Below are 20565 nucleotides of genomic sequence, written 5' to 3'. Positions count from 1 at the left end.
AAAAAAAGCCTCGCCAATCGGCGAGGCTCTGTCTGACTGCTGTTACAGGAAGCTGTAGGTGTAGTTGAAGATCAGACGGGTCTGATCTTGATCAGGGGTGCTGGTGTTGCCACGGTAGGTACCGTGACGCAGCGTTGTACCAAACCCTTTCAGCAAGCCCGTTTGAATCACGTAATCGATACGCGCGTCGGTTTCGTGCTCACTCAGGTCTTTACCGGTACCGTTGGTAGCCTTGATGTCTTGACCATTGAGGTAAGCAATCGAAGCTTTCAAGCCTGGCACGCCCAGTGAGGCGAAGTCATAGGAGTATTGACCGAACGTGGTGTTTTCACCGGCACGGATAAAGCTGCCAACGGTGGCGTCGGTAAACGAGTAGAAGCTGGCGCCGCCGGCACCTTCCGGATTGTTGTTGCCATCGACAAGGCTGCCCTGGTTCAAGAACACAAAGCCGCCGTTATCGTTGACGCGCTGGTGGCCCAGCAGGAACGCGTTGCCACCCAGGGTGTAGGTGAACATACCGCTCCAGGTCGTGTTGTCGACCTCGCCCGGGGTCTTGGCGTAACCGTTGTTGTTGTTGAAGCGGTAGCCGGCGTCACCGTTCTTGCCAACCGAGCTGCTGTCGAAGTAGCGGAAATCCGACTTGAACGACTGCTTGGGATCGATCGTCCAGACGTGCACCATCCCCAGGAAGTCTTGTTTGTAATAATCCTGCAGTTCCGCGTGGTAGTACTGCAGGGTCAGGTCTTTGGTGACCTTCCAGTCAGCACCGCCGTAACGGAACTGGTTGCTGTCCTGCGTACCGCCCGCCACTGCCATGCCGGTGCTGTTGGAGGAAGCACGACCCGACGCCTGCTCCAGCTGACCGAGGTTGATGGTCACATTATCGATTTCCTTCGAGGAGATGGTGCCCCCTTGAAAGGTCTGTGGCAGCACACGGCTGTCGTTCGCGATCAGGATCGGCAGGTTAGGGGCCAGAGCGCCGCCCAAGTGGGCTTCGGTCTTCGAGAAGCGCGCCTTGACGTTGCCATCCAAACGGCTCCACTCGTCGGCCGCATGATCGCCATCGCTAGGGAAGAATGAGTTGCTGTTACCGAGCGGGTGATGCCCCTTGCCGCCATCCAGGTGGATACCCACCAGCGCCTGGGCGTCGATACCAAAACCTACGGTGCCTGGCGTGAAACCGGACAGGTAATCGAACTTGAGACCTTCAGCGGTTTCACGCTGACGGTTAGCAGCAGTACTCGGACCTCCACGCACGTCCGCGTCGTAATACATGGTGCGGGAACTGACGGATGCCTTGCTGTCTTCCAGGAAACCCGCGGCGCCTGCCTGCTGCGCCAAAACTCCTACGGCCACGGCCAAAGCCAAGTTTGACTTGTTCATTGTGATGCTCCTCTCGATTCTAATTCTTGTGTTCCTGGCCCCAAGTCGATGCTCGGGATCCTAAGATGCGCGATTAGCGCCAGAGCGTGACCCACAAGTCAATCGTAACTATATGTGTCTACGACCATGGTCTAATCCCCCGTTTTTTGGTCCATGCAGGTCATGAGTTCGTCACAAACCTGAAAAGAACTAGATGTTTCTTTTCTCATACCTTTTAGGAATTAAGCTCTTCGCCGCTCCCCATCCTCAGAATAGAGCCCTCCGCTCATAAGCTAATTCCTAAATGTTATTTATTAGACGTTTTTTAGATCGTTTAGCTTTTGAAGCAATTCGGAAACAAAACCTTACCGAAAGGCCATGCCATGACGACTAAACGCGCACTATCCAGTCCAATTGTTACAGTTTGTGTATCGCTGCTTTTCTCTTTCTCCGCCCAGGCGGGCAACTTGACCGTGGGTTATCAAACCGGTATCGACCCCAGCAAAGTCCCCCAGGCAGATGGTCTGTATGAAAAAACCATCGGCGAGAAAATTGACTGGCGTCGCTTCAACAGCGGCCCGGAAGTGGTGACCGCCATCGCGTCGGGCGACGTACAGATCGGCAACCTCGGTTCCAGCCCTTTGGCCGCGGCCGCTTCGCGCAATTTGCCGATTGTCGCGTTCATCGTGTCTGCGCAGATCAATGCGGCTGAAGCCCTGGTGGTGCGCAATGGCAGCGGCATCGAAAAACCGGAAGATCTGATCGGCAAGACCATCGCCACACCGTTCGTTTCAACCTCTCACTACAGCTTGCTCGGCGCACTCAAGCACTGGGGCCTGGACGCGTCGAAAGTCAAAGTGGTGAACCTGCAACCGGCGGAAATTGCTGCCGCGTGGAAGCGTGGGGATATTGATGGCGCGTTCGTCTGGTCGCCGGCACTGGGGGAAATTCGCAAGACGGGCAAGACGTTGACGGATGCTGCGCAGGTCGGTCAGTGGGGTGCGCCGACGTTCGAGGTCTGGGTCGCGCGTAAGGATTACGCCGAGAAACACCCTGAGGTGGTCGCCAAGTTTGCCAAGGTCACGCTCGACTCGTTCGCCGACTACGCCGCGCATAAAGACAGCTGGACCGCCGATTCGGTGCCGGTACAGAAAATCGCCAAATTGACCGGTGCCAATGCGGCCGATGTGCCGGAATTGTTGGCTGGCTCGGCGTTCCCGGATGCCAAGGCCCAGCAGACCGCTGCGCTACTGGATGGCGGCACGGCGAAGGCGATTGGCGAGACGGCGAAGTTCTTGAAGGAGCAAGGGAAGGTAGAGACGGTATTGCCGGACTATTCGGCGTATGTCAGTGCGAAGTTTGTGGCTGACTGAAGAGCGTTCCCACGCTCTGCGGTGGGAATGCCTCAACGGACGCCACGCGTTCGGCTCTGGATGGGACGCGGAGCGTCCCAGGCTGCATTCCCACGCAGAGCGTGGGAACGATCACTGCCACACGATCACAGGGTCTTTTCGAAAATCTTCGAGTTACGCTGATAGTTGTACAGCGAAGCCCGTGCCGACGGCAGGCGTTCAACGCTGCTCGGCACAAACCCGCGCTCGCGGAACCAGTGAGCCGTGCGGGTCGTCAGCACGAACAGGGTTTTCAATCCCTGAGCCCGAGCACGGGTTTCGATGCGCTCCAGCAGTTCATCACCGCGACCGCCATGGCGGTACTCAGGGTTTACCGCCAGGCACGCCAGCTCCCCGGCGTCCGAGTCGGCAATCTGATAAAGCGCCGCACAGGCGATGATCATGCCTTCGCGTTCAACCACGCTGAACTGCTCGATCTCACGCTCCAGCACTTCGCGGGAACGACGCACCAGAATCCCCTGCTCCTCCAGCGGACTGATCAGGTCCAGCAAACCGCCGACATCTTCGATCGCGGCTTCACGCACGACTTCGAATTGTTCCTGCGCCACCAGCGTACCGCCACCGTCACGGGTGAACAGTTCGGTCAGCAGTGCACCGTCTTCGGCATAACTGACGATATGGCTGCGCGCCACACCGCCGCGGCACGCCTCAGCCGCCGCATCCAACAATTCAGCCTGATAGTTGCTGCCCAGCCGCTGCAAATGCGCCGGCACTTGTTGCGGACGCAATTCGCGCACCAGACGACCGTTTTCATCGATCAAACCCAGGTCGGCGCCGAACAGCAGCAACTTGTCCGCGCCCAGGTCGATGGCCGCGCGAGTGGCGACGTCTTCGCAGGCGAGGTTGAAGATCTCCCCCGTTGGCGAGTAGCCCAACGGCGACAGCAGCACGATGGAGCGCTCGTCGAGCAGGCGATTGATGCCCTTGCGGTCGACCCGACGCACTTCGCCGGTGTGGTGGTAATCCACGCCCTCCAGCACCCCAATGGGCCGCGCCGTGACCAGGTTGCCGCTGGCGACACGCAGGCGCGAGCCCTGCATCGGCGACGAGGCCATGTCCATGGACAGGCGCGCTTCGATGGCAATGCGCAGTTGACCGACGGCATCGATCACACACTCCAGCGTCGCAGCATCGGTGATGCGCATGCCGTGGTGGTAATGCGGGGTCAGGCCGCGTGCGGCCAGGCGAGTTTCAATTTGCGGACGGGAACCGTGTACCAGCACCAGCCGCACACCCAGGCTGTGCAACAGCACCAGGTCGTGGACGATATTGCCGAAATTCGGATGCTCCACACCATCGCCGGGAAGCATGACGACAAAGGTGCAATCGCGGTGGGCATTGATGTAAGGCGAAGCGTGACGAAGCCAATTAACGTATTCGGGCATGAACCTGGGCCTGTAATAAATAGCAGCCAAAAAATGGGCGAAACTGAAACCGCACAGCGGGCTGATGGTTATCGTCGGAACAGGCTTGGCGACACGCGCGCTCTCCTCATGAATACGGGTTGGAACACTGGCAATTTATACGGCCAGTCAGCCAAAACACAAAACCCTGTAGGGGCGAGTTTGCTCGCGATAGGGGCGGGTCAGTCAACATCGTTGTTGAATGTAGCGCCGCCATCGCGAGCAAGCTCGCTCCCACATGGTTGATGTCGCTCAACTGGCCGATGTCAGGCAGTAATGTTGAATCAACTGACGTAATAGATGCACCGTAGGCTGCAAACGTGACATTTCGAGGTATTCCCCTGGCTGGTGGGCGCAGGCGATATCGCCCGGGCCGAGCACCAGCGTCTCGCAGCCAAGCTGCTGAAGATAAGGCGCTTCGGTGCCGAACGCCACTGCTTCGGCCTCATGGCCGGTAAGCTTTTCGGCGATCTGTACCAATTCCGCGTCTTCGGCCTGCTCAAAGGGCGGCACCTCGGGAAACAGCGGCGCGTAATCGATCTTCACCTGATGCCGTTCGGCAACCGGTTTGAGCCGCTGCAGAATCTCCGCACGCAAGGCCTTGGGGTCCATGCCCGGTAAGGGCCGCAGGTCAAACTCCAGCGAGCACTGGCCGCAGATACGGTTAGGGTTGTCGCCCCCATGGATGCAGCCGAAATTCAGGGTCGGCGTCGGCACGCCAAACTGCGGATTGCGGAATTCGCGCTGCCACAACAGGCGCAGGCCCCGCAGTTCGCCGATCGCGTCGTGCATCGCTTCAAGGGCGCTGTGGCCCAGACGTGGGTCCGAGGAATGGCCGCTCTGACCGAGAATGTCGATGCGCTCCATCATGATGCCTTTGTGCATGCGGATCGGCTTCAGCCCGGTCGGCTCGCCAATGACCGCCGCGCGGCCCAATGGACGCCCGGCCTTGGCCAGGGCGCGAGCACCGGACATCGAGCTTTCTTCATCGCACGTCGCGAGGATCAACAATGGTTGCTTGAAGGGCTGATCGAGCAGCGGGATCACCGCTTCAATGGCCAGGGCGAAAAAGCCCTTCATGTCGCAACTGCCCAGGCCCACCCAGCGACCATCGACTTCGGTGAGTTTCAGCGGATCGGTCTGCCACAACGCGCCGTCAAACGGCACCGTGTCACTGTGACCGGCCAACACCAGGCCACCGGGGCCGGAACCAAAACTGGCCAGCAGGTTGAATTTGCCGGGGCTGACTTGCTGGATATCACAGGCAAAACCCAGATCACCCAGCCACGTCGCCAGCAAATCGATTACCGGGCGGTTGGTCTGATCCAGGTTCGGTTGGGTGCAGCTGACCGACGGCGCAGCGATCAGTGCAGCGAACTGATCTTTCATGGACGGCAAAGGCATCGCTGACTCCAACTCCCGAATTGAAGTCCATCATAGAACCATCCGGCGACAGGAATAAACCGTCGCGGCGCGTAGGACTTGCGAGTCCTGTACACTGCACGACCTTGGCAGCCACACATTCCCCCGGCTGCGCTCCCGATCCTGGATTTTCCGGCCATGCAGAAAGAAACCGAAATCAAGCTACGCGTCAGCCGCGAAACCCTCGCCGCCCTGCGCGAGCACCCGCTCCTGAAAAAACGCAACAAAAGTGGCTGGGAACGCCGTGAGTTGATGAATCAGTACTTCGACACGCCCGAGCGCGACCTGGCCCGCGCCAAGGTTGCCCTGCGCCTGCGCCGCGATGGCGAAGAAGTGATTCAGACGCTCAAGACCCGCGGCCAGAGTGTTGCCGGTTTGTCCGAGCGTAACGAATACGACTGGAACCTGCCCAAAGCCAAGCTCGACGTAAAAAAACTCGACGGCGAATGCTGGCCTGAAGAGTTGGCCGAGCTGGACAAGAAAACCCTCAAGCCGATCTTCACCACCGATTTCGTTCGCGAACGCGCTGAAATCGCGTGGGGCCGTGGCAAGACCAAAGTGGTCATCGAAGCCGCGCTGGACCTCGGCCACGTGATCGTCGGCAAGCAGAAAGAAGAAATCTGCGAGCTCGAACTGGAATTGCGCGAAGGCGAGCCGGCCGCCCTGCTGGAACTGGCTGCCGAACTGGCCGCGACCCTGGCCCTGATGCCGTGTGACATCAGCAAGGCCGAACGCGGTTATCGTTTGTACGACGCCAACAGCTATTCATTGAGCCTGCCGGCACCGCAGATCAGCGCCGAAATGCCGCTGGACGACGCGTTCGCCGCGCTGAGCTGGCATTTGCTGGGCAGCAGCCAGCGTCTGGCCGAGCAGTATCGCTTCAATGGCCACTGGCGCCTGTTGCTGGATTGGGTCGAAAACCTCGCTGAATTGCGTGCCCTGCTCAGCAGCCTGGGCCAGGCCGCGCCACGTCAGTCGACGCACGACCTGCGCCTTGCGCTGGATGCACTGCTGGAAGACTGGCGCCCGCTGGTGCAGGCCGGTATCGAGGACGAAGACGTGCGCAAAGCCGCGCCGGAACAATTCCTCGAAGAACTGGAAGACCCGCGCTGGGGTCTGTTCTCGCTGAACACTTCACGTTGGTTGCTGGCCCGCACCTGGGCGGCTGATCGCAACGTCCGTGGCAATCGCCAAGGCGCTGCACAACTGGGTAGCTGGCTGCCGCGGTTGCTGGGTGAAGAAGCAACGTCCCTGCAATTGCAGCGCTATCAGCAACAGCCGGAAGACCTGGCCGAGCAACTGCCGCGCATCGAGCGCATTCAAGCGTGGCTGCACCATGCCCGTGGCGTGCTGGATATCCCGGAAATGGATCGCCTGTACGGTGAGCTGAAACAACTGGCGCAACTGGCCAACGAGCCGATCACCGATGAATCGCTGGATGCGCGCAAGCAGCAGGCGATTGCGGTGTATCAGAATCGCGCCTGGAAAATGCTGCTGCGTATGTAAGACCCTGTGACGAGGGGGCTTGCCCCCTCGCCACAGCATTCTGTCAGCGCTACACCGGCAAACTCGTCGTCGACTTGATCTCCGACAACGCCACAATCGAGTTCACTTCCTGTATCCCCGGCACCATCGACAGTTTTTCAAAGAAAAACCGCTCATACGCCTCAATGTCCGCCGTCACAATCCGCAGCAAAAAATCCACCGACCCCATCAGCACATAACACTCCAGCACCTCGGGAAAGCCGCGAATCGCCTCGGTGAATTCAGTGAAGTTCGACCGCCCGTGCGCGTTGAGTTTGATCTCGGCAAAGATCTGCGTGTTCAGGCCGATCTTCTTGCGGTCCAGCAACGTCACCTGCCCGCGAATGATCCCCTCTTCCTTCATCCGCTGAATCCGCCGCCAGCAGGGCGACTGCGACAGCCCCACCTGTTCGGCGATCTGTGCGCTGGAGAGCGAAGCGTCCTCTTGCAGCAACGCGAGAATCTTGCGGTCGTAGCCATCCAGCTCGCTTTGCATAAAAAAACCTTAAATTGCTGATTCGCTGAATTATACGATTCGATAAATCGCCAATAAGCCCAATCATAGATAAGAAATACCCCACAACAGATGTAAAAATTCCTCCAGTAATTTTGGAGACAGACCATGCCACACCTGGAAGCCGTCCACACCCCGCCCACCCGTGCCGATGCCTGGAACGTCAGCAACACCCACTGCCGCGTTCATTACCAACTGCTGGCCGAGGCCGAGCCGGATCTGCTGTGCCGTGCGCTGAATTTGTTCGCCTTGCAGTTTTTGACGCCGCAACAGGTCAACGTGCAGCGCCAGGACGACTTGCTGTCAATCGACATCGTCATCGATGGTCTCAGTTGGCACCGTGCCCAAGTGATTGCGGAAAAATTACGTAACCTGATCAGCGTCTGTTCGGTCGAGCTGCAAACAGCGGATGCGATGTGGGATGAACCGGCCCGGGTCGCAGTCTGAAAAACCTCGACACGGCTTCGTCGGGTAGTGGCCCAACGGTCGACGGCTGCGCGACTATCCTTTGCGGACTGTTGTTCATGAGGAGCCCGCATGTCCGTTCAACTTGCCATTCAGGACCGCTGGCTGGATCTCAATGATTTGCTGCGCGAACTGGTCGCCCAAGGCTTCATCAGCCAGGACTCGGCCGAACACGCGCTCAATGCCCGCCGCCGCCACGCGGCCAATGGCCAGATGCACCCGCTGGAATTCATCGCCAGCCAACACCTCGACGATCTCAGCCGTCCCGGCAAACACCTGGACCTGGAAAGCCTGACCCTGTGGCTGTCGCAGCAGGCCGGCCAGCCTTATTTGCGCATTGATCCGCTGAAGATCAACGTCGCGGCCATTACGCCGCTGATGTCCTATGCCTTTGCCCAGCGCCACAAGATTCTCGCGGTGTCCATCGACCGCGACGCGGTGACCGTGGCCAGCGCCCAACCTTACGTCAGCGGCTGGGAAGCCGACCTGACCCACGTGTTGAAGCTGCCGATCAAACGGGTCGTGGCCAACCCGGTGGACATTCAGCGCTTCAGCGTGGAGTTTTTCCGCCTGGCCAAATCGGTCAGCGGCGCCAGCAACGCCGATCAGCAGGCGTCTAACCTGGGCAATTTCGAACAACTGCTCAACCTCGGCGCCAGCGACCAGGAGCCGGACGCCAATGACGCGCACATCGTCAACATCGTCGACTGGCTGTTTCAGTACGCCTTCCAGCAACGCGCCAGCGATATCCACATCGAACCCCGGCGCGAGCAAGGCACAGTGCGTTTTCGCATCGACGGCGTGCTGCACAACGTCTATCAATTCCCGCCACAGGTGACCATGGCCATCGTCAGTCGCCTGAAAAGCCTGGGGCGGATGAACGTCGCGGAAAAGCGCAAACCCCAGGACGGCCGGGTGAAAACCAAGACCCCGGATGGCGGTGAAGTCGAACTGCGGCTGTCGACATTGCCCACGGCGTTTGGCGAAAAAATGGTCATGCGGATTTTCGACCCCGAAGTGCTGCTCAAGGATTTCGATCAGTTGGGCTTTTCCGCCGAAGACCTGCGCCGCTGGCAGGACATGACCCGTCAGCCCAACGGCATCATTCTGGTCACAGGGCCGACCGGCTCGGGCAAGACCACCACGCTGTACACCACGCTGAAGAAACTGGCGACGCCCGAGGTCAACCTCTGCACCATTGAAGACCCGATTGAAATGGTCGAGCCCGCATTCAACCAGATGCAGGTCCAGCACAACATCGACCTGACCTTCGCCGCCGGTGTGCGTGCGCTGATGCGACAGGACCCGGACATCATCATGATCGGCGAGATTCGCGACCTCGAAACCGCCGAGATGGCGATTCAGGCAGCGCTCACGGGCCACTTGGTGCTCTCGACGTTGCACACCAACGACGCGCCGAGCGCGATCAGTCGCCTGCTGGAACTCGGCGTACCGCATTATCTGATCAAAGCCACGGTGCTCGGCGTCATGGCCCAGCGTCTGGTGCGCACCTTGTGTCCGCACTGCAAGGCGCCGCTGACGCTGGGCGAAGAGGATTGGCAAACCTTGACCAAACCCTGGCAAGCCCCTTTGCCCACCAACGCGCAACGTGCGATCGGCTGTCTGGAATGTCGCGACACCGGCTATCACGGCCGCGCCGGCGTCTACGAAATCATGCAGCTGACGGACGGCGTCAAAGCGTTGATCAATCCCGACACCGACTTGCTGGCAATCCGGCGTCAAGCGTTCAAGGAGGGCATGCGCAGCTTGCGGCTTTCGGGCGCACAGAAAGTGGCGGCGGGTTTGACCACGATCGAAGAGGTGCTGCGCGTGACGCCGCAGAGCGAGCAAAAGTAGACCCGGGCGTCATGGAACTCGGTTGGGGGATGGCTATCCAAGGCCGTGTCGTTAACCCAGTGGAGTCACCCATCATGCGTTTCAAACTTGCTGTCGCTACCGTCGCGCTGCTGTCCCTTCCAGTCGGTTCCGCGATGGCCGATAGCTTTTGGACTAACGTCCTTTCGTCGGGTGCGACCACCGGCTCGACCTACCTGACGTTCAAGGATCACAAACTGATCGTCGCGGCCCAGGACGATGCAGGAAGCTTTGTCGCCAGTGACGGCGGCATTCGCGGTCCTTATCTCGAAGCGGCGCTGCAGAAAGTCCGCGCCGACAACCCGGGCCTGCAAGCGACGGACATGGAACTGGCGAACGCGATTCTGGCGAAGAATGCCGTCGCGTCGAAGTAAGTCCATCGATACAAAAATGCCGCTCGCCTGAGCGGCATTTTTTGGGGCCTGATGCGATCAAATGTTGGAGCGGGCTTGCTCGCTCCCACATTGTTTATTCGTCTGCCTCACTATCAGCGGTAATCATCCACCGGGACGCATGCGCAGAACAGATTCCGGTCGCCATAGACGTTATCCACCCGATTCACCACCGGCCAGTATTTGTGCTGTCGGGTGTGCGCATCCGGCGTCACCGCTTGCTCGATACTGTAAGGCCGCTCCCACACCCCGGTGATGTCCGCCAGGGTGTGTGGCGAACGCTTCAGCGGGTTGTCCTCGGCCGGCCAATTGCCGCTTTCCACTTCGCTGATTTCCGCACGGATGCTCAGCATCGCCCCGATAAACCGGTCCAGCTCGGCCTTCGATTCACTCTCGGTCGGCTCGACCATCAACGTCCCCGGCACGGGAAACGACATGGTAGGCGCATGGAAACCATAATCCATCAGGCGCTTGGCAACGTCTTCTTCACTGATGCCGGTCAGTGCCTTCAAAGGGCGCAAATCGAGGATGCATTCGTGGGCCACTCGTTCGTTGCGCCCGGTGTAGAGCACCGGGAACGCGCCGGACAAATGCTGCGCCAGGTAATTCGCAGCCAGGATCGCCACTTCGCTGGCGTCTGCCAGTTGCGGCCCCATCATCGCGATGTACATCCAGCTGATCGGCAGGATGCTCGCACTGCCCCACGGCGCTGCGCTCACCGCGCCGTTCTGCGGCAATGGCCCGTCGATGGGCACCACCGGGTGATTGGCCACGAATGGCGCCAGGTGCGCCCGCACACCAATCGGCCCCATCCCCGGCCCGCCGCCGCCGTGGGGAATGCAGAAGGTCTTGTGCAGGTTCATGTGTGACACGTCGGCGCCAATGTCCGCCGGGCGGGCCAGGCCGACTTGCGCGTTGAGGTTGGCGCCGTCCATGTACACCTGACCGCCGTGGCTGTGGATAACGTCACAGATCTCGCTGATACCTTCCTCGTAGACGCCATGGGTCGACGGATACGTCGCCATCAGGCACGCGAGCTTGTCCCCCGCCTCCGAGGCTTTTTGCTTGAGGTCGTCCAGATCAACGTTGCCGGCTACGTCGCACTCGACAATCACCACGCGCATCCCGGCCATCTGTGCCGAGGCCGGGTTAGTGCCGTGGGCCGAAGACGGAATCAGGCACAGATCCCGCGCCCCTTGATGACGGCTCTCGTGGTATTTGCGGATCGCCAGCAACCCGGCGTATTCGCCCTGAGCGCCGGAGTTGGGTTGCATGCAAACGGCATCGAAACCGGTGATCGCGCAGAGCCAGCGTTCCAGCTCTTCGATCATCAGTGAATACCCAACCGCCTGCTCCTTCGGCACGAACGGGTGCAGGTTGGCGAACTGCGGCCAGGTGATGGGGATCATCTCGCTGGTCGCGTTGAGCTTCATGGTGCAGGAGCCCAGCGGGATCATCGACTGGTTGAGGGCAAGGTCCTTGTTCTCCAGTTGCTTGAGGTAGCGCAACATCTCCGTTTCGCTGTGATGCGCATTGAACACGGGATGGCGCAGATAAGGCGAGGTGCGCAGCAATCCTTCAGGAATGCCCGACACCAGCGTTTCAGCATCCAGCTCCTCGACATTCAAACCATGATCGGCGCCGAGGAACACATCGAACAATTTGGCGACGGTGGTTTCGTCAGAGGTTTCATCGAGGCTCAACCCCAACTGCCCTCGCCCTAGAATCCGCACATTGATCTGCGCCGCTTGAGCGCTTTCTATGATCGCGGTCTGGGTGCCGCCGACGTCCAGAGTCAGGGTGTCGAAAAAGTGTTCATTCAGACGGTTGACGCCCTGCCGCTCAAGGCCGGCGGCGAGGATGCAGGTCAAGCGATGCACGCGCTGGGCAATGCGCTTGAGCCCTTCAGGACCGTGGTAGACCGCGTAGAAACTGGCGATGTTGGCCAGCAACACTTGAGCGGTGCAAATGTTTGAGTTGGCCTTCTCGCGGCGAATGTGTTGCTCGCGGGTTTGCAGGGCCATGCGCAGGGCAACATTGCCACGGGTATCTTTGGACACGCCGATGATCCGCCCGGGAATCGCCCGTTTGTACTCATCGCGGCTGGCAAAAAACGCCGCGTGCGGCCCGCCGTAGCCCATCGGCACACCGAAACGCTGGGATGAACCGAACACCACATCGGCGCCCAGCTCTCCCGGCGGGGTCAGTAACAGCAGGCTCAGCAGATCAGTGGCAACACACGCCAAGGCTTGCTGTGCATGCAGGTGATCGAACAGCGGCCGCAGATCGCGGATCTCGCCATGGGTGTCGGGGTATTGCAGCAGGGCACCGAATACCTGGTGCTGTTTCAAGTTATCCACAGTGTCGATGATCAGCTCGAAGCCGAAGCCTTCGGCGCGGGTCTGGACCACGGAAATGGTCTGCGGATGGCAGTTCTGGTCGACGAAGAACAGATTGCTTTTGGACTTGGCGACACGCTTGGCCAGCGCCATGGCTTCCGCGGCGGCAGTGGCTTCATCCAGCAAGGACGCGTTGGCCAGTTCCAGGCCGGTGAGGTCGATGGTCAGTTGCTGGAAATTGAGCAGCGCTTCGAGCCGCCCTTGGGCAATCTCTGGCTGATAAGGCGTGTACGCAGTGTACCAACCGGGATTTTCCAGGACGTTGCGCACAATCACGGTCGGCGTAAGGGTGCCGTAGTAGCCCATGCCGATCAGGCTGGTCCAGACCTGGTTTTGCTCGGCGTACCCGCGCAGCTTGGCCAGCGCCGCTTGTTCATCGAGGGCGGGCGGCAGGTCGAGTGGGCGGTTCAGACGGATACCCGGCGGCACCGTCTGCTCGATCAGTTCGACCCGGCTGCCAAGACCGAGGCTGTCGAGCATCGCCTGCTGCTCGGCGGCATCGGGCCCGAGGTGGCGGCGCAGAAAGGCATGGGGGTCGCGTAACTGGCTCAGGGACGGCAACTGGGACATGACGGGCTCTCTCTAGACTGGCGCTCAGCGTCGATGCAACACGGTCAAACCAGCATAGCAGTCGATATCCGGGCGGATGGCTTGGCGCCGACGACCATTGCAGACATCATGCTCGGCATCTGCCTAACGTCCGCTGATCAGGTGCCTGAATTTATGAACCCACAGCCTTTCCTGCCCTTCTCCAAACCCACCATCGATGAAGCGACGATTGCCGCAGTGGGCGACGTGTTGCGCTCGGGCTGGATTACCAGCGGCCCCAAGGTCCAGGCCTTTGAGCAACAACTCTCGGATTTTTTTGGCGGGCGCCCGGTGCTCACCTTCAATTCCGGCACCTGCACCATGGAAATCGCCCTGCGCATTGCCGGAGTGGGACCGGGCGATGAAGTGATCACCACGCCGATTTCCTGGGTGGCCACCGCCAACGTCATTCTGGAAGTCGGCGCTACCCCGGTATTTGCCGACATCGACCCGGTCACCCGCAACATCGACCTGGATCAGTTGGAGGCCGCAATCACGCCACGGACCAAAGCGATCATTCCGGTGTACCTCGCCGGTTTGCCGGTGGACATGAGCCGGTTGTATGCGATCGCCAAAAAACACGGATTGCGGATTGTCGAAGACGCTGCACAAGCTTTGGGTTCGAGCTGGAACGGCCAGCGCATCGGCTCGACCGGCGATCTCGTATCCTTCAGCTTTCAGGCGAACAAGAACGTCACCTCTTCAGAGGGCGGCTGCCTGGTGCTGAACAATGATGAGGAAGTGCGACTGGCGCAGAAGTACCGCTTGCAGGGCGTCACCCGCAGCGGTTTCGATGGTTTGGATGTCGATGTGCTGGGCGGCAAATTCAACATGACCGACGTCGCGGCGGCCATTGGCCTTGGGCAATTTGCTCACATCGAAGCCATCACGGCCCATCGGCGTGAACTGGCCCGGCACTATTTTGCGTGTTTTGGCGAGGATTTCGAGGCGCAGTACGGGGCTCAACTGCCCCCGGCGGATTTCGAGAACAGCAACTGGCATTTGTTCCAGCTGGTGTTGCCGGAGCGCGGGGATGGCTTGCCGGCACGGGCGACTTTCATGGAGCAGATGCAGGCATTGGGCGTCGGTATCGGCTATCACTACCCGCCGATTCACTTGCTGAGCCTTTACCGCGAACGCGGTTTCAAGGAGGGCATGTTCCCGGTGGCCGAGCGGGTCGGTCGCCTGATTGTCTCGTTGCCGATGTTCACGGCGATGAGCAAAGCGGATGTCGAGCGTTCGGTGGCAGCGGTCAAGGCTGTTCTAAAGCGATAAAAGCCTGTGGGAGCGAGCTTGCTCGCGATTGCGGTGTAACAGTCACCGGGATGTCGACTGATGAACCGCTATCGCGAGCAAGCTCGCTCCCCACAGGGATTTCGCAAGTCGAAGATTACTCGCCGATCGCAGTCTTGTAGCCGGCGGCGTCGAGCAGTTTTTCCAGGTCAGCGGTGTTGCTTGGCTTGAGCTTGAAGATCCAAGCGCCGTACGGGTCGGTGTTGAGCAATTCCGGGTTAGCGCTCAGCTCTTCGTTGACCGCAATCACTTCACCGGCAATCGGGGAGTAGATGTCGGAGGCGGCTTTCACCGATTCAACAACGCCGGCCTGATCTTCAGCCGCAAACTTGTTGCCCACTTCAGTCAGTTCCACGAACACCACATCACCCAGCGCTTCCTGCGCGTGATCGCTAATGCCCACGGTGACGGTGCCGTCGGCTTCCAGGCGGGCCCATTCGTGACTTTCGGCAAAACGCAGGTCGGCAGGAATATCGCTCATGTTCTGTGTCCTCAAGAAAAATGTCAGCGGTTGTAGTCCGCCAAAAAAAGGTTAGATCAAGGTTTTGCCGTGGCGTACGAAGGTCGGTTTGACCACTCGGACCGGGTACCACTTGCCACGGATTTCCACTTCTGCGCGGTCGGCAGTTGCCATCGGCACGCGCGCCAGTGCTATCGACTTGCTAAGCGTAGGAGAGAAACTACCACTGGTGATCTCCCCTTCGCCAACATTGGCGATGCGGACCACTTGATGAGCGCGCAAAACACCGCGCTCCTCAAGGACCAGCCCCACCAGTTTGTGCTGCACGCCACCGGCCCGTTCGGCCTCTAGGGCGGTGCGCCCGATGAACTGGCGAGAGGCCGGTTCCCAGGCAATGCTCCAGGCCATATTGGACGCCAGTGGCGATACATCTTGATGAATGTCCTGACCGTACAGGTTCATGCCGGCTTCAACCCGCAAGGTATCCCGCGCCCCCAGGCCGATGGGGGAAATGCCCGCGCCGACCAGATCGTTGAAAAAACCCGGTGCTTGATCAGCCGGCAGAACGATTTCCAATCCATCTTCGCCGGTGTAACCGGTACGGGCGATGAACCAGTCACCTTCTGGCTGGCCCTCGAATGGCTTGAGCAGCTGAATCAGATTGCTGCGGGCCTGGGAGACCAGTTCGCAGATTTTTTGCCGGGCATGCGGGCCTTGAATCGCCAGCATCGCCAGCTCTGCACGCTCGTTGAGCTGCACATCGAAGCCGTCGAGGTGAGCCTGCATCCAGGCGAGGTCTTGATTGCGGGTGGAGGCGTTGACCACCAGGCGATAACCGTCGTCGAGGCGATAGACGATCATGTCGTCGACGATGCCGCCGCGCTCATTGAGCATGGTGCTGTAAAGAGCACGGCCGGGGCTGTGCAGGCGCTCGACATCATTGGCCAGCAAATGCTGGAGCCAGGCCTTGGCCTGGGGGCCGCTGATATCGATCACGGTCATGTGGGATACATCGAAAACCCCGCAATCGCGGCGCACCTGGTGGTGTTCCTCGACCTGCGAGCCGTAATGCAGAGGCATATCCCAACCGCCAAAATCGACCATCTTCGCGCCGAGGGCGAGATGAAGGTCATACAGAGGCGTACGCTGTCCCATGGGTTTCTCCTTCCGGGCGTGGCGAAGGTGCGGACAGTTGCTGCATGGGGTGAAAACCTTGAAGTAAAAGGCTTTCAGCCGATTTCAGACACCGGGTCTGTCAGACGGACCGCACCGAATGCCGCGCATTGTAGCCGCAAGGTGTAGGACTGGCACCTAGGCGTTTCGATGCGCCGAGCGTCGAATCAATCCGATGACCGGTAACAGCCCGACCAAAACCAGCGTCAGTGCCGGCAAAGACGCCCTCGCCCATTCACCTTCACTGGTCATTTCAAAGATCCGCACGGCCAGCGTGTCCCAGCCAAACGGGCGCATCAGCAGGGTGGCGGGCATTTCCTTGAGCACGTCGACGAACACCAGCAACGCGGCACTCAACGAGCCCGGCAACAACAACGGCAGATACACTTTGAAAAACAGTCGTGGCCCACTGACGCCAAGGCTACGTGCTGCTTCGGGCAAAGATGGCCGTATACGCGCCAGGCTGCTTTCCAGTGGCCCGTAAGCCACGGCGATGAAACGCACCAGATAGGCCAGCAACAACGCCGACAGGCTGCCCAGCAGCAAGGGCTTGCCAGCGCCGCCGAGCCAGCCGGACAAAGGGATCACCAGTTCGCGATCGAGGTAACTGAAGGCCAGCATGATCGAGACCGCCAATACCGAACCCGGCAAGGCGTAGCCCAGATTGGCCAGGCCGATGCCGGAGCGGATTGTTCGGGTCGGTGCCAGGCGCCGGGCGAACGCCAGCACCAACGCAACGCTGACCGTGATCAACGCCGCCATGGCGCCCAGGTACAAGGTGTGAAGAATCAGGCCGGTGTAACGCTCATCCAGATCGAAGCGCCCGCGCTGCCACAACCACACCAGCAGTTGCAGCATCGGGATGACGAACGCACAGGCAAACACCAGTGCGCACCAGCTCATCGCCGCCAGCGCCTTGAAGCCACGCAAGTGATACAGCGCCTTGACCCGCGGCCGTTCGTTGCTCGCCCGGTTGGCCCCGCGAGCACGCCGCTCGCCGTACAGCACCACCATCACCACCAAGAGCAACAGGCTGGCCAGTTGGGCGGCGGTGGACAGGCTGAAGAACCCGTACCAGGTTTTGTAGATCGCGGTGGTGAACGTGTCGAAGTTGAACACCGAGACAGCACCGAAATCCGCCAGGGTTTCCATCAATGCCAATGCCACCCCCGCGCCGATGGCCGGGCGCGCCATCGGCAAGGCCACTCGCCAGAATGCCTGCCACGGCGATTGGCCGAGTACCCTGGCGGCTTCCATCAGGCCTTTGCCCTGAGCGAGAAACGCCGTACGGGCCAGCAGATAAACGTAGGGATAGAAAACCAGCACCAGCACGATAATGACCCCGCCGGTGGAGCGCACGCGCGGTAACCTCAGGCCTGTGCCCAACCACTCGCGCATCAGGGTTTGCACGGGGCCGGCGAAATCCAGCAGGCCGACGAAGACAAACGCCAGCACGTAGGCCGGAATCGCAAACGGCAGCATCAGCGCCCAGTCCAGCCAGCGCCGGCCGGGAAACTCACAGAGGCTGGTCAGCCACGCGAGGCTGACGCCGAGCAGAGTGACGCCGACCCCTACGCCGAGTATCAGGGTCAGGGTGTTGCCCAAAAGGCGTGGCATCTGGGTGGCCCAGAGGTGGGACCAGATCTGTGGATCGATGGTTTGCCAGGACAGCAGTAAAACACTGAGGGGCAACAGCACCAGCGCAGCGATAGCGAAGACCAGGGGATACCAGCGGCGTTGGGCGGGGTGGGCCAAGGGGGTTCTCTAGAAAATTAAAATGATTGTGCCCACGGTCTGCGTGGGCACACATCTTATGACGCTCTGCGTCACGCTTCGACGCGGAGCGTCGGGGGATGCATTCCCACGCAGAGCGTGGGAACAATCAGCAGCAGTGTCAGTTCCAGCCAGCGCGATCCATCATGCGGATCGCTTCGGCCTGACGCTTGCCCGCCACTTCCACCGGCAGGGTATCGGCCACGAACTTGCCCCACGCCGCCACTTCTTCCGAAGGCGCTACCACCGGGTTGGCCGGGAATTCCTGGTTCACGTCAGCGAAGATTTTCTGCGCTTCAGGGGTGGTCATCCATTCCACCAGCGCCTTGGCCGCTTCCGGGTGCGGCGCGTGCTTGGTCAGGCCAATACCCGACAGGTTCACGTGTACACCGCGATCTGCCTGGTTCGGCCAGAACAGTTTCACGCCCAGGTCCGGCTTCTGCTTGTGCAGACGACCGTAGTAGTACGTGTTGACGATCCCGACATCGCACTGCCCCGCGTTGATCGCTTCCAGCACCGCGACGTCATCCGAGAACACGTCGGTGGACAGGTTGCTCACCCAGCCCTTGAGGATCTTCTCGGTTTTGTCGGCGCCGTGGACTTCGATCATGGTGGCGGTCAGGGATTGGTTGTAGACCTTCTTTGCCGTGCGCAGGCACAGGCGCCCTTCCCAGTTTTTGTCGGCCAGAGCTTCGTAGGTGGTCAGCTCGCCCGGCTTCACGCGATCCGTGGAGTAAGCGATGGTCCGCGCACGCAGACTCAGGCCGGTCCAGGCGTGGGAGGCCGCTCGGTATTGCAGCGGAATGTTGGTATCGATCACTTTGGAGGTGAACGGCTGCAAGATGCCCATTTGCTCGGCCTGCCAGAGGTTGCCGGCATCGACCGTCAACAGAAGGTCGGCGGTAGCGTTCTCGCCCTCGGCCTTGATGCGCTGCATCAGCGGCGCTTCCTTGTCGGTGATGAACTTCACCTTCACTCCGGTCTTGGCGGTGTAGGCGTCGAAGACCGGTTTGATCAGCTCGTCGATACGCGAGGAGTAAACCACCACCTCGTCAGCGGCCTGGGCGGCGGTGCTGCCAATCAGGGACAGGGCGAGTGCGGTCAGTAGACGCTTCGGCAGCATGGGAGCGATCTCTCGATTGAAAAAGTGAGGGCAAATGATAAGGACTCACATTTAGCTTCTCAATCGATCAGTTCGCGGAGGAGTTACCAGATGTTGCATCGCCCGAAATCTACGGTGACTGAACTGCCGCCTTGCTCGCGAAGGGGCCGTCAGCCGCTACGAAAATGTCAGGCCCTGGCCAGCGCCGGCAAATCGCCAGTCAGTCCAAGCGCCTCACGCACAAACAACGCCTTGGCCTCGGGCATCTGCTCAACCATCTTCAACCCTGCATTGCGCAGCCAACGCACCGGCATCGGATCCGCCTGGAACAACCGCTCGAACCCTTCCATCGCCGCCATCAGCGCCAGGTTGTGCGGCATGCGCCGGCGTTCGTAACGGCTTAGCACTTTGACATCCGCCAGCCGCTCGCCTCGTTCAGCCGCTTGCAGCAACACTTCCGCCAACACAGCAGCATCCAGAAATCCAAGGTTTACACCCTGACCGGCCAATGGATGAATGGTGTGCGCGGCGTCGCCGATCAACGCCAGGCCTTCGGCCACATAACGCTTGGCGTGACGCTGACGCAGCGGTACGCACACACGCGGGTCGGCGCTGAGTACGGTGCCGAGGCGCCCTTCAAAAGCGCGCTCCAGCTCGCGACAGAAGCCGTCGTCGTCCAGCGCCATCAGGCGTTCGGCTTCACTCGGCGTGGTCGACCAGACGATCGAGCACCAATCTTGCTGCCCATCACGCTCCATCGGCAAGAACGCCAACGGACCATTGTCGGTGAAGCGCTGCCAGGCGGTCATTTGGTGAGATTTTGAGCTGCGCACACTGGTGACAATCGCGTGGTGCAGGTAGTCCCACTCGCGCGTCGCCATGCCGGTCAAACGCCGAACGGCCGAGTTGGCGCCGTCCGCCGCAATCACCAGCGGTGCGCGCAAGGTGCGGCCGTCGGCCAGGGTCAGCAGCCAGTCATCGCCCGAGCGGCGCATCTGCTCCAGTCGCGCATTGGCCAGCATCCCGAGGTCGCAGTCGTGCAAACGGTCGAGCAAGGCATCCTGAACCACGCGGTTTTCGACGATGTGCCCAAGCACGTCGGCATGCACGCTGGCCGCCGAGAAATGGATCTGCCCGGTGCCACTGCCGTCCCAGACGTGCATGTCGGTGTAAGGACTGCTGCGTCGCTTGGCGATGCCGCCCCACACGCCCAAGCGTTCGAGAATCCGCTGGCTGGCGGCCGACAAGGCGCTCACTCGCGGTTCGAACGGTGCCTGGCCATCGAAAGGTTTGACGCTCAAGGGACTGCCGTCCAGCAGCAGGACTTCCAGCCCGCTGTCCTGCAACGCCAGCGCCAAGGCACTGCCGACCATTCCGGCCCCGACAATCAGCAGATCTGCGCGCATGT

General features: G+C 60.4%; 16 protein-coding genes. 6 read left to right on the top strand and 10 right to left on the bottom strand.

Annotated elements, in window-relative coordinates; genetic code table 11:
- Nucleotides 1-42: 42 nt before the first annotated feature.
- On the bottom strand, nt 43-1383 hold the full coding sequence (locus tag NL116_RS02705) for an OprD family outer membrane porin (protein WP_494375909.1): 1341 nt from the start codon (nt 1381-1383) through the stop codon (nt 43-45).
- A gap of 362 nt (nt 1384-1745) precedes the next feature.
- Here NL116_RS02705 and tauA point away from each other — a divergent pair, with 362 nt between their 5' ends.
- Entirely contained in the window at nt 1746-2735 is a 990-nt protein-coding gene (tauA, locus tag NL116_RS02700; protein ID WP_494375908.1) for a taurine ABC transporter substrate-binding protein, read from the top strand.
- Between the two features lie 125 nt (nt 2736-2860).
- On the opposite strand, the gene argA is transcribed toward tauA, so the two are convergent.
- Both argA and argE read right to left on the bottom strand, forming a co-directional pair.
- Entirely contained in the window at nt 2861-4159 is a 1299-nt protein-coding gene (argA, locus tag NL116_RS02695) for an amino-acid N-acetyltransferase (protein ID WP_008026003.1), read from the bottom strand.
- Nucleotides 4160-4429: 270 nt separating this feature from the next.
- Nucleotides 4430-5581, bottom strand: a complete 1152-nt coding sequence (gene argE, locus NL116_RS02690; RefSeq protein WP_494375907.1) for an acetylornithine deacetylase — start codon at nt 5579-5581, stop codon at nt 4430-4432.
- 156 nt (nt 5582-5737) lie between these two features.
- On the opposite strand from argE, the gene NL116_RS02685 reads away from it, so the two are divergent.
- On the top strand, nt 5738-7105 hold the full coding sequence (locus NL116_RS02685; protein WP_494375906.1) for a CYTH domain-containing protein: 1368 nt from the start codon (nt 5738-5740) through the stop codon (nt 7103-7105).
- A gap of 49 nt (nt 7106-7154) precedes the next feature.
- On the opposite strand, the gene NL116_RS02680 is transcribed toward NL116_RS02685, so the two are convergent.
- The gene (locus NL116_RS02680) at nt 7155-7619 is read right to left on the bottom strand and encodes an Lrp/AsnC family transcriptional regulator (RefSeq protein WP_027926471.1); all 465 of its coding nucleotides are present in this window, start codon (nt 7617-7619) and stop codon (nt 7155-7157) included.
- 126 nt (nt 7620-7745) lie between these two features.
- On the opposite strand from NL116_RS02680, the gene NL116_RS02675 reads away from it, so the two are divergent.
- The 3 genes from NL116_RS02675 to NL116_RS02665 all read left to right on the top strand — a co-directional run bounded on the left by NL116_RS02675 (nt 7746) and on the right by NL116_RS02665 (nt 10351).
- Nucleotides 7746-8084, top strand: a complete 339-nt coding sequence (locus NL116_RS02675) for an ACT-like domain-containing protein (RefSeq protein WP_494375905.1) — start codon at nt 7746-7748, stop codon at nt 8082-8084.
- Nucleotides 8085-8174: 90 nt separating this feature from the next.
- A complete protein-coding gene (gene tfpB, locus NL116_RS02670; RefSeq protein ID WP_494375904.1) occupies nt 8175-9959 on the top strand; it encodes a type IV pilus assembly ATPase TfpB in 1785 nt (594 codons plus the stop codon).
- A 74-nt stretch (nt 9960-10033) separates the two neighbouring features.
- The gene (locus NL116_RS02665; RefSeq protein WP_494375903.1) at nt 10034-10351 is read left to right on the top strand and encodes a DUF2388 domain-containing protein; all 318 of its coding nucleotides are present in this window, start codon (nt 10034-10036) and stop codon (nt 10349-10351) included.
- A 113-nt stretch (nt 10352-10464) separates the two neighbouring features.
- Here the strand turns inward: NL116_RS02665 and gcvP are convergent, their stop codons facing one another.
- Nucleotides 10465-13338 carry an aminomethyl-transferring glycine dehydrogenase gene (gcvP, locus tag NL116_RS02660; RefSeq protein WP_494375902.1) on the bottom strand — a complete coding sequence of 958 codons (2874 nt, stop codon included), beginning with the start codon at nt 13336-13338 and terminating at the stop codon, nt 10465-10467.
- Between the two features lie 153 nt (nt 13339-13491).
- Here gcvP and NL116_RS02655 point away from each other — a divergent pair, with 153 nt between their 5' ends.
- Nucleotides 13492-14631: a DegT/DnrJ/EryC1/StrS family aminotransferase gene (locus NL116_RS02655; protein ID WP_494375901.1), complete on the top strand. Its 1140-nt coding sequence runs from the start codon at nt 13492-13494 to the stop codon at nt 14629-14631.
- Nucleotides 14632-14746: 115 nt separating this feature from the next.
- Here NL116_RS02655 and gcvH read toward each other — a convergent pair whose 3' ends face one another.
- The 5 genes from gcvH to NL116_RS02630 form a co-directional block, all read right to left on the bottom strand.
- Nucleotides 14747-15130, bottom strand: coding sequence for a glycine cleavage system protein GcvH (gene gcvH / locus NL116_RS02650; RefSeq protein ID WP_494375900.1), 384 nt, complete (start codon nt 15128-15130; stop codon nt 14747-14749).
- 51 nt (nt 15131-15181) lie between these two features.
- On the bottom strand, nt 15182-16264 hold the full coding sequence (gcvT, locus tag NL116_RS02645; RefSeq protein WP_027926464.1) for a glycine cleavage system aminomethyltransferase GcvT: 1083 nt from the start codon (nt 16262-16264) through the stop codon (nt 15182-15184).
- 156 nt (nt 16265-16420) lie between these two features.
- The gene (locus NL116_RS02640) at nt 16421-18037 is read right to left on the bottom strand and encodes an ABC transporter permease (RefSeq protein WP_494375899.1); all 1617 of its coding nucleotides are present in this window, start codon (nt 18035-18037) and stop codon (nt 16421-16423) included.
- A gap of 139 nt (nt 18038-18176) precedes the next feature.
- A complete protein-coding gene (locus NL116_RS02635; protein WP_494375898.1) occupies nt 18177-19178 on the bottom strand; it encodes an extracellular solute-binding protein in 1002 nt (333 codons plus the stop codon).
- A 167-nt stretch (nt 19179-19345) separates the two neighbouring features.
- Entirely contained in the window at nt 19346-20563 is a 1218-nt protein-coding gene (locus tag NL116_RS02630; RefSeq protein WP_494377992.1) for a 2-octaprenyl-3-methyl-6-methoxy-1,4-benzoquinol hydroxylase, read from the bottom strand.
- Nucleotides 20564-20565 lie beyond the last annotated feature (2 nt).

The sequence above is a fragment of the Pseudomonas sp. FBCC-B1667 genome (assembly GCF_059133255.1).
This window is presented reverse-complemented; position numbering and strand designations above follow the sequence as displayed.

Excerpts from the sequence above, each read along its gene's own strand:
- NL116_RS02705 (WP_494375909.1), bottom strand. The coding sequence starts at position 1,383 with ATGAACAAGTCAAACTTGGCTTTGGCCGTGGCCGTAGGAGTTTTGGCG.
- tauA (WP_494375908.1), top strand. The coding sequence starts at position 1,746 with ATGACGACTAAACGCGCACTATCCAGTCCAATTGTTACAGTTTGTGTA.
- argA (WP_008026003.1), bottom strand. The coding sequence starts at position 4,159 with ATGCCCGAATACGTTAATTGGCTTCGTCACGCTTCGCCTTACATCAAT.
- argE (WP_494375907.1), bottom strand. The coding sequence starts at position 5,581 with ATGCCTTTGCCGTCCATGAAAGATCAGTTCGCTGCACTGATCGCTGCG.
- NL116_RS02685 (WP_494375906.1), top strand. The coding sequence starts at position 5,738 with ATGCAGAAAGAAACCGAAATCAAGCTACGCGTCAGCCGCGAAACCCTC.
- NL116_RS02680 (WP_027926471.1), bottom strand. The coding sequence starts at position 7,619 with ATGCAAAGCGAGCTGGATGGCTACGACCGCAAGATTCTCGCGTTGCTG.
- NL116_RS02675 (WP_494375905.1), top strand. The coding sequence starts at position 7,746 with ATGCCACACCTGGAAGCCGTCCACACCCCGCCCACCCGTGCCGATGCC.
- tfpB (WP_494375904.1), top strand. The coding sequence starts at position 8,175 with ATGTCCGTTCAACTTGCCATTCAGGACCGCTGGCTGGATCTCAATGAT.
- NL116_RS02665 (WP_494375903.1), top strand. The coding sequence starts at position 10,034 with ATGCGTTTCAAACTTGCTGTCGCTACCGTCGCGCTGCTGTCCCTTCCA.
- gcvP (WP_494375902.1), bottom strand. The coding sequence starts at position 13,338 with ATGTCCCAGTTGCCGTCCCTGAGCCAGTTACGCGACCCCCATGCCTTT.
- NL116_RS02655 (WP_494375901.1), top strand. The coding sequence starts at position 13,492 with ATGAACCCACAGCCTTTCCTGCCCTTCTCCAAACCCACCATCGATGAA.
- gcvH (WP_494375900.1), bottom strand. The coding sequence starts at position 15,130 with ATGAGCGATATTCCTGCCGACCTGCGTTTTGCCGAAAGTCACGAATGG.
- gcvT (WP_027926464.1), bottom strand. The coding sequence starts at position 16,264 with ATGGGACAGCGTACGCCTCTGTATGACCTTCATCTCGCCCTCGGCGCG.
- NL116_RS02635 (WP_494375898.1), bottom strand. The coding sequence starts at position 19,178 with ATGCTGCCGAAGCGTCTACTGACCGCACTCGCCCTGTCCCTGATTGGC.
- NL116_RS02630 (WP_494377992.1), bottom strand. The coding sequence starts at position 20,563 with ATGCGCGCAGATCTGCTGATTGTCGGGGCCGGAATGGTCGGCAGTGCC.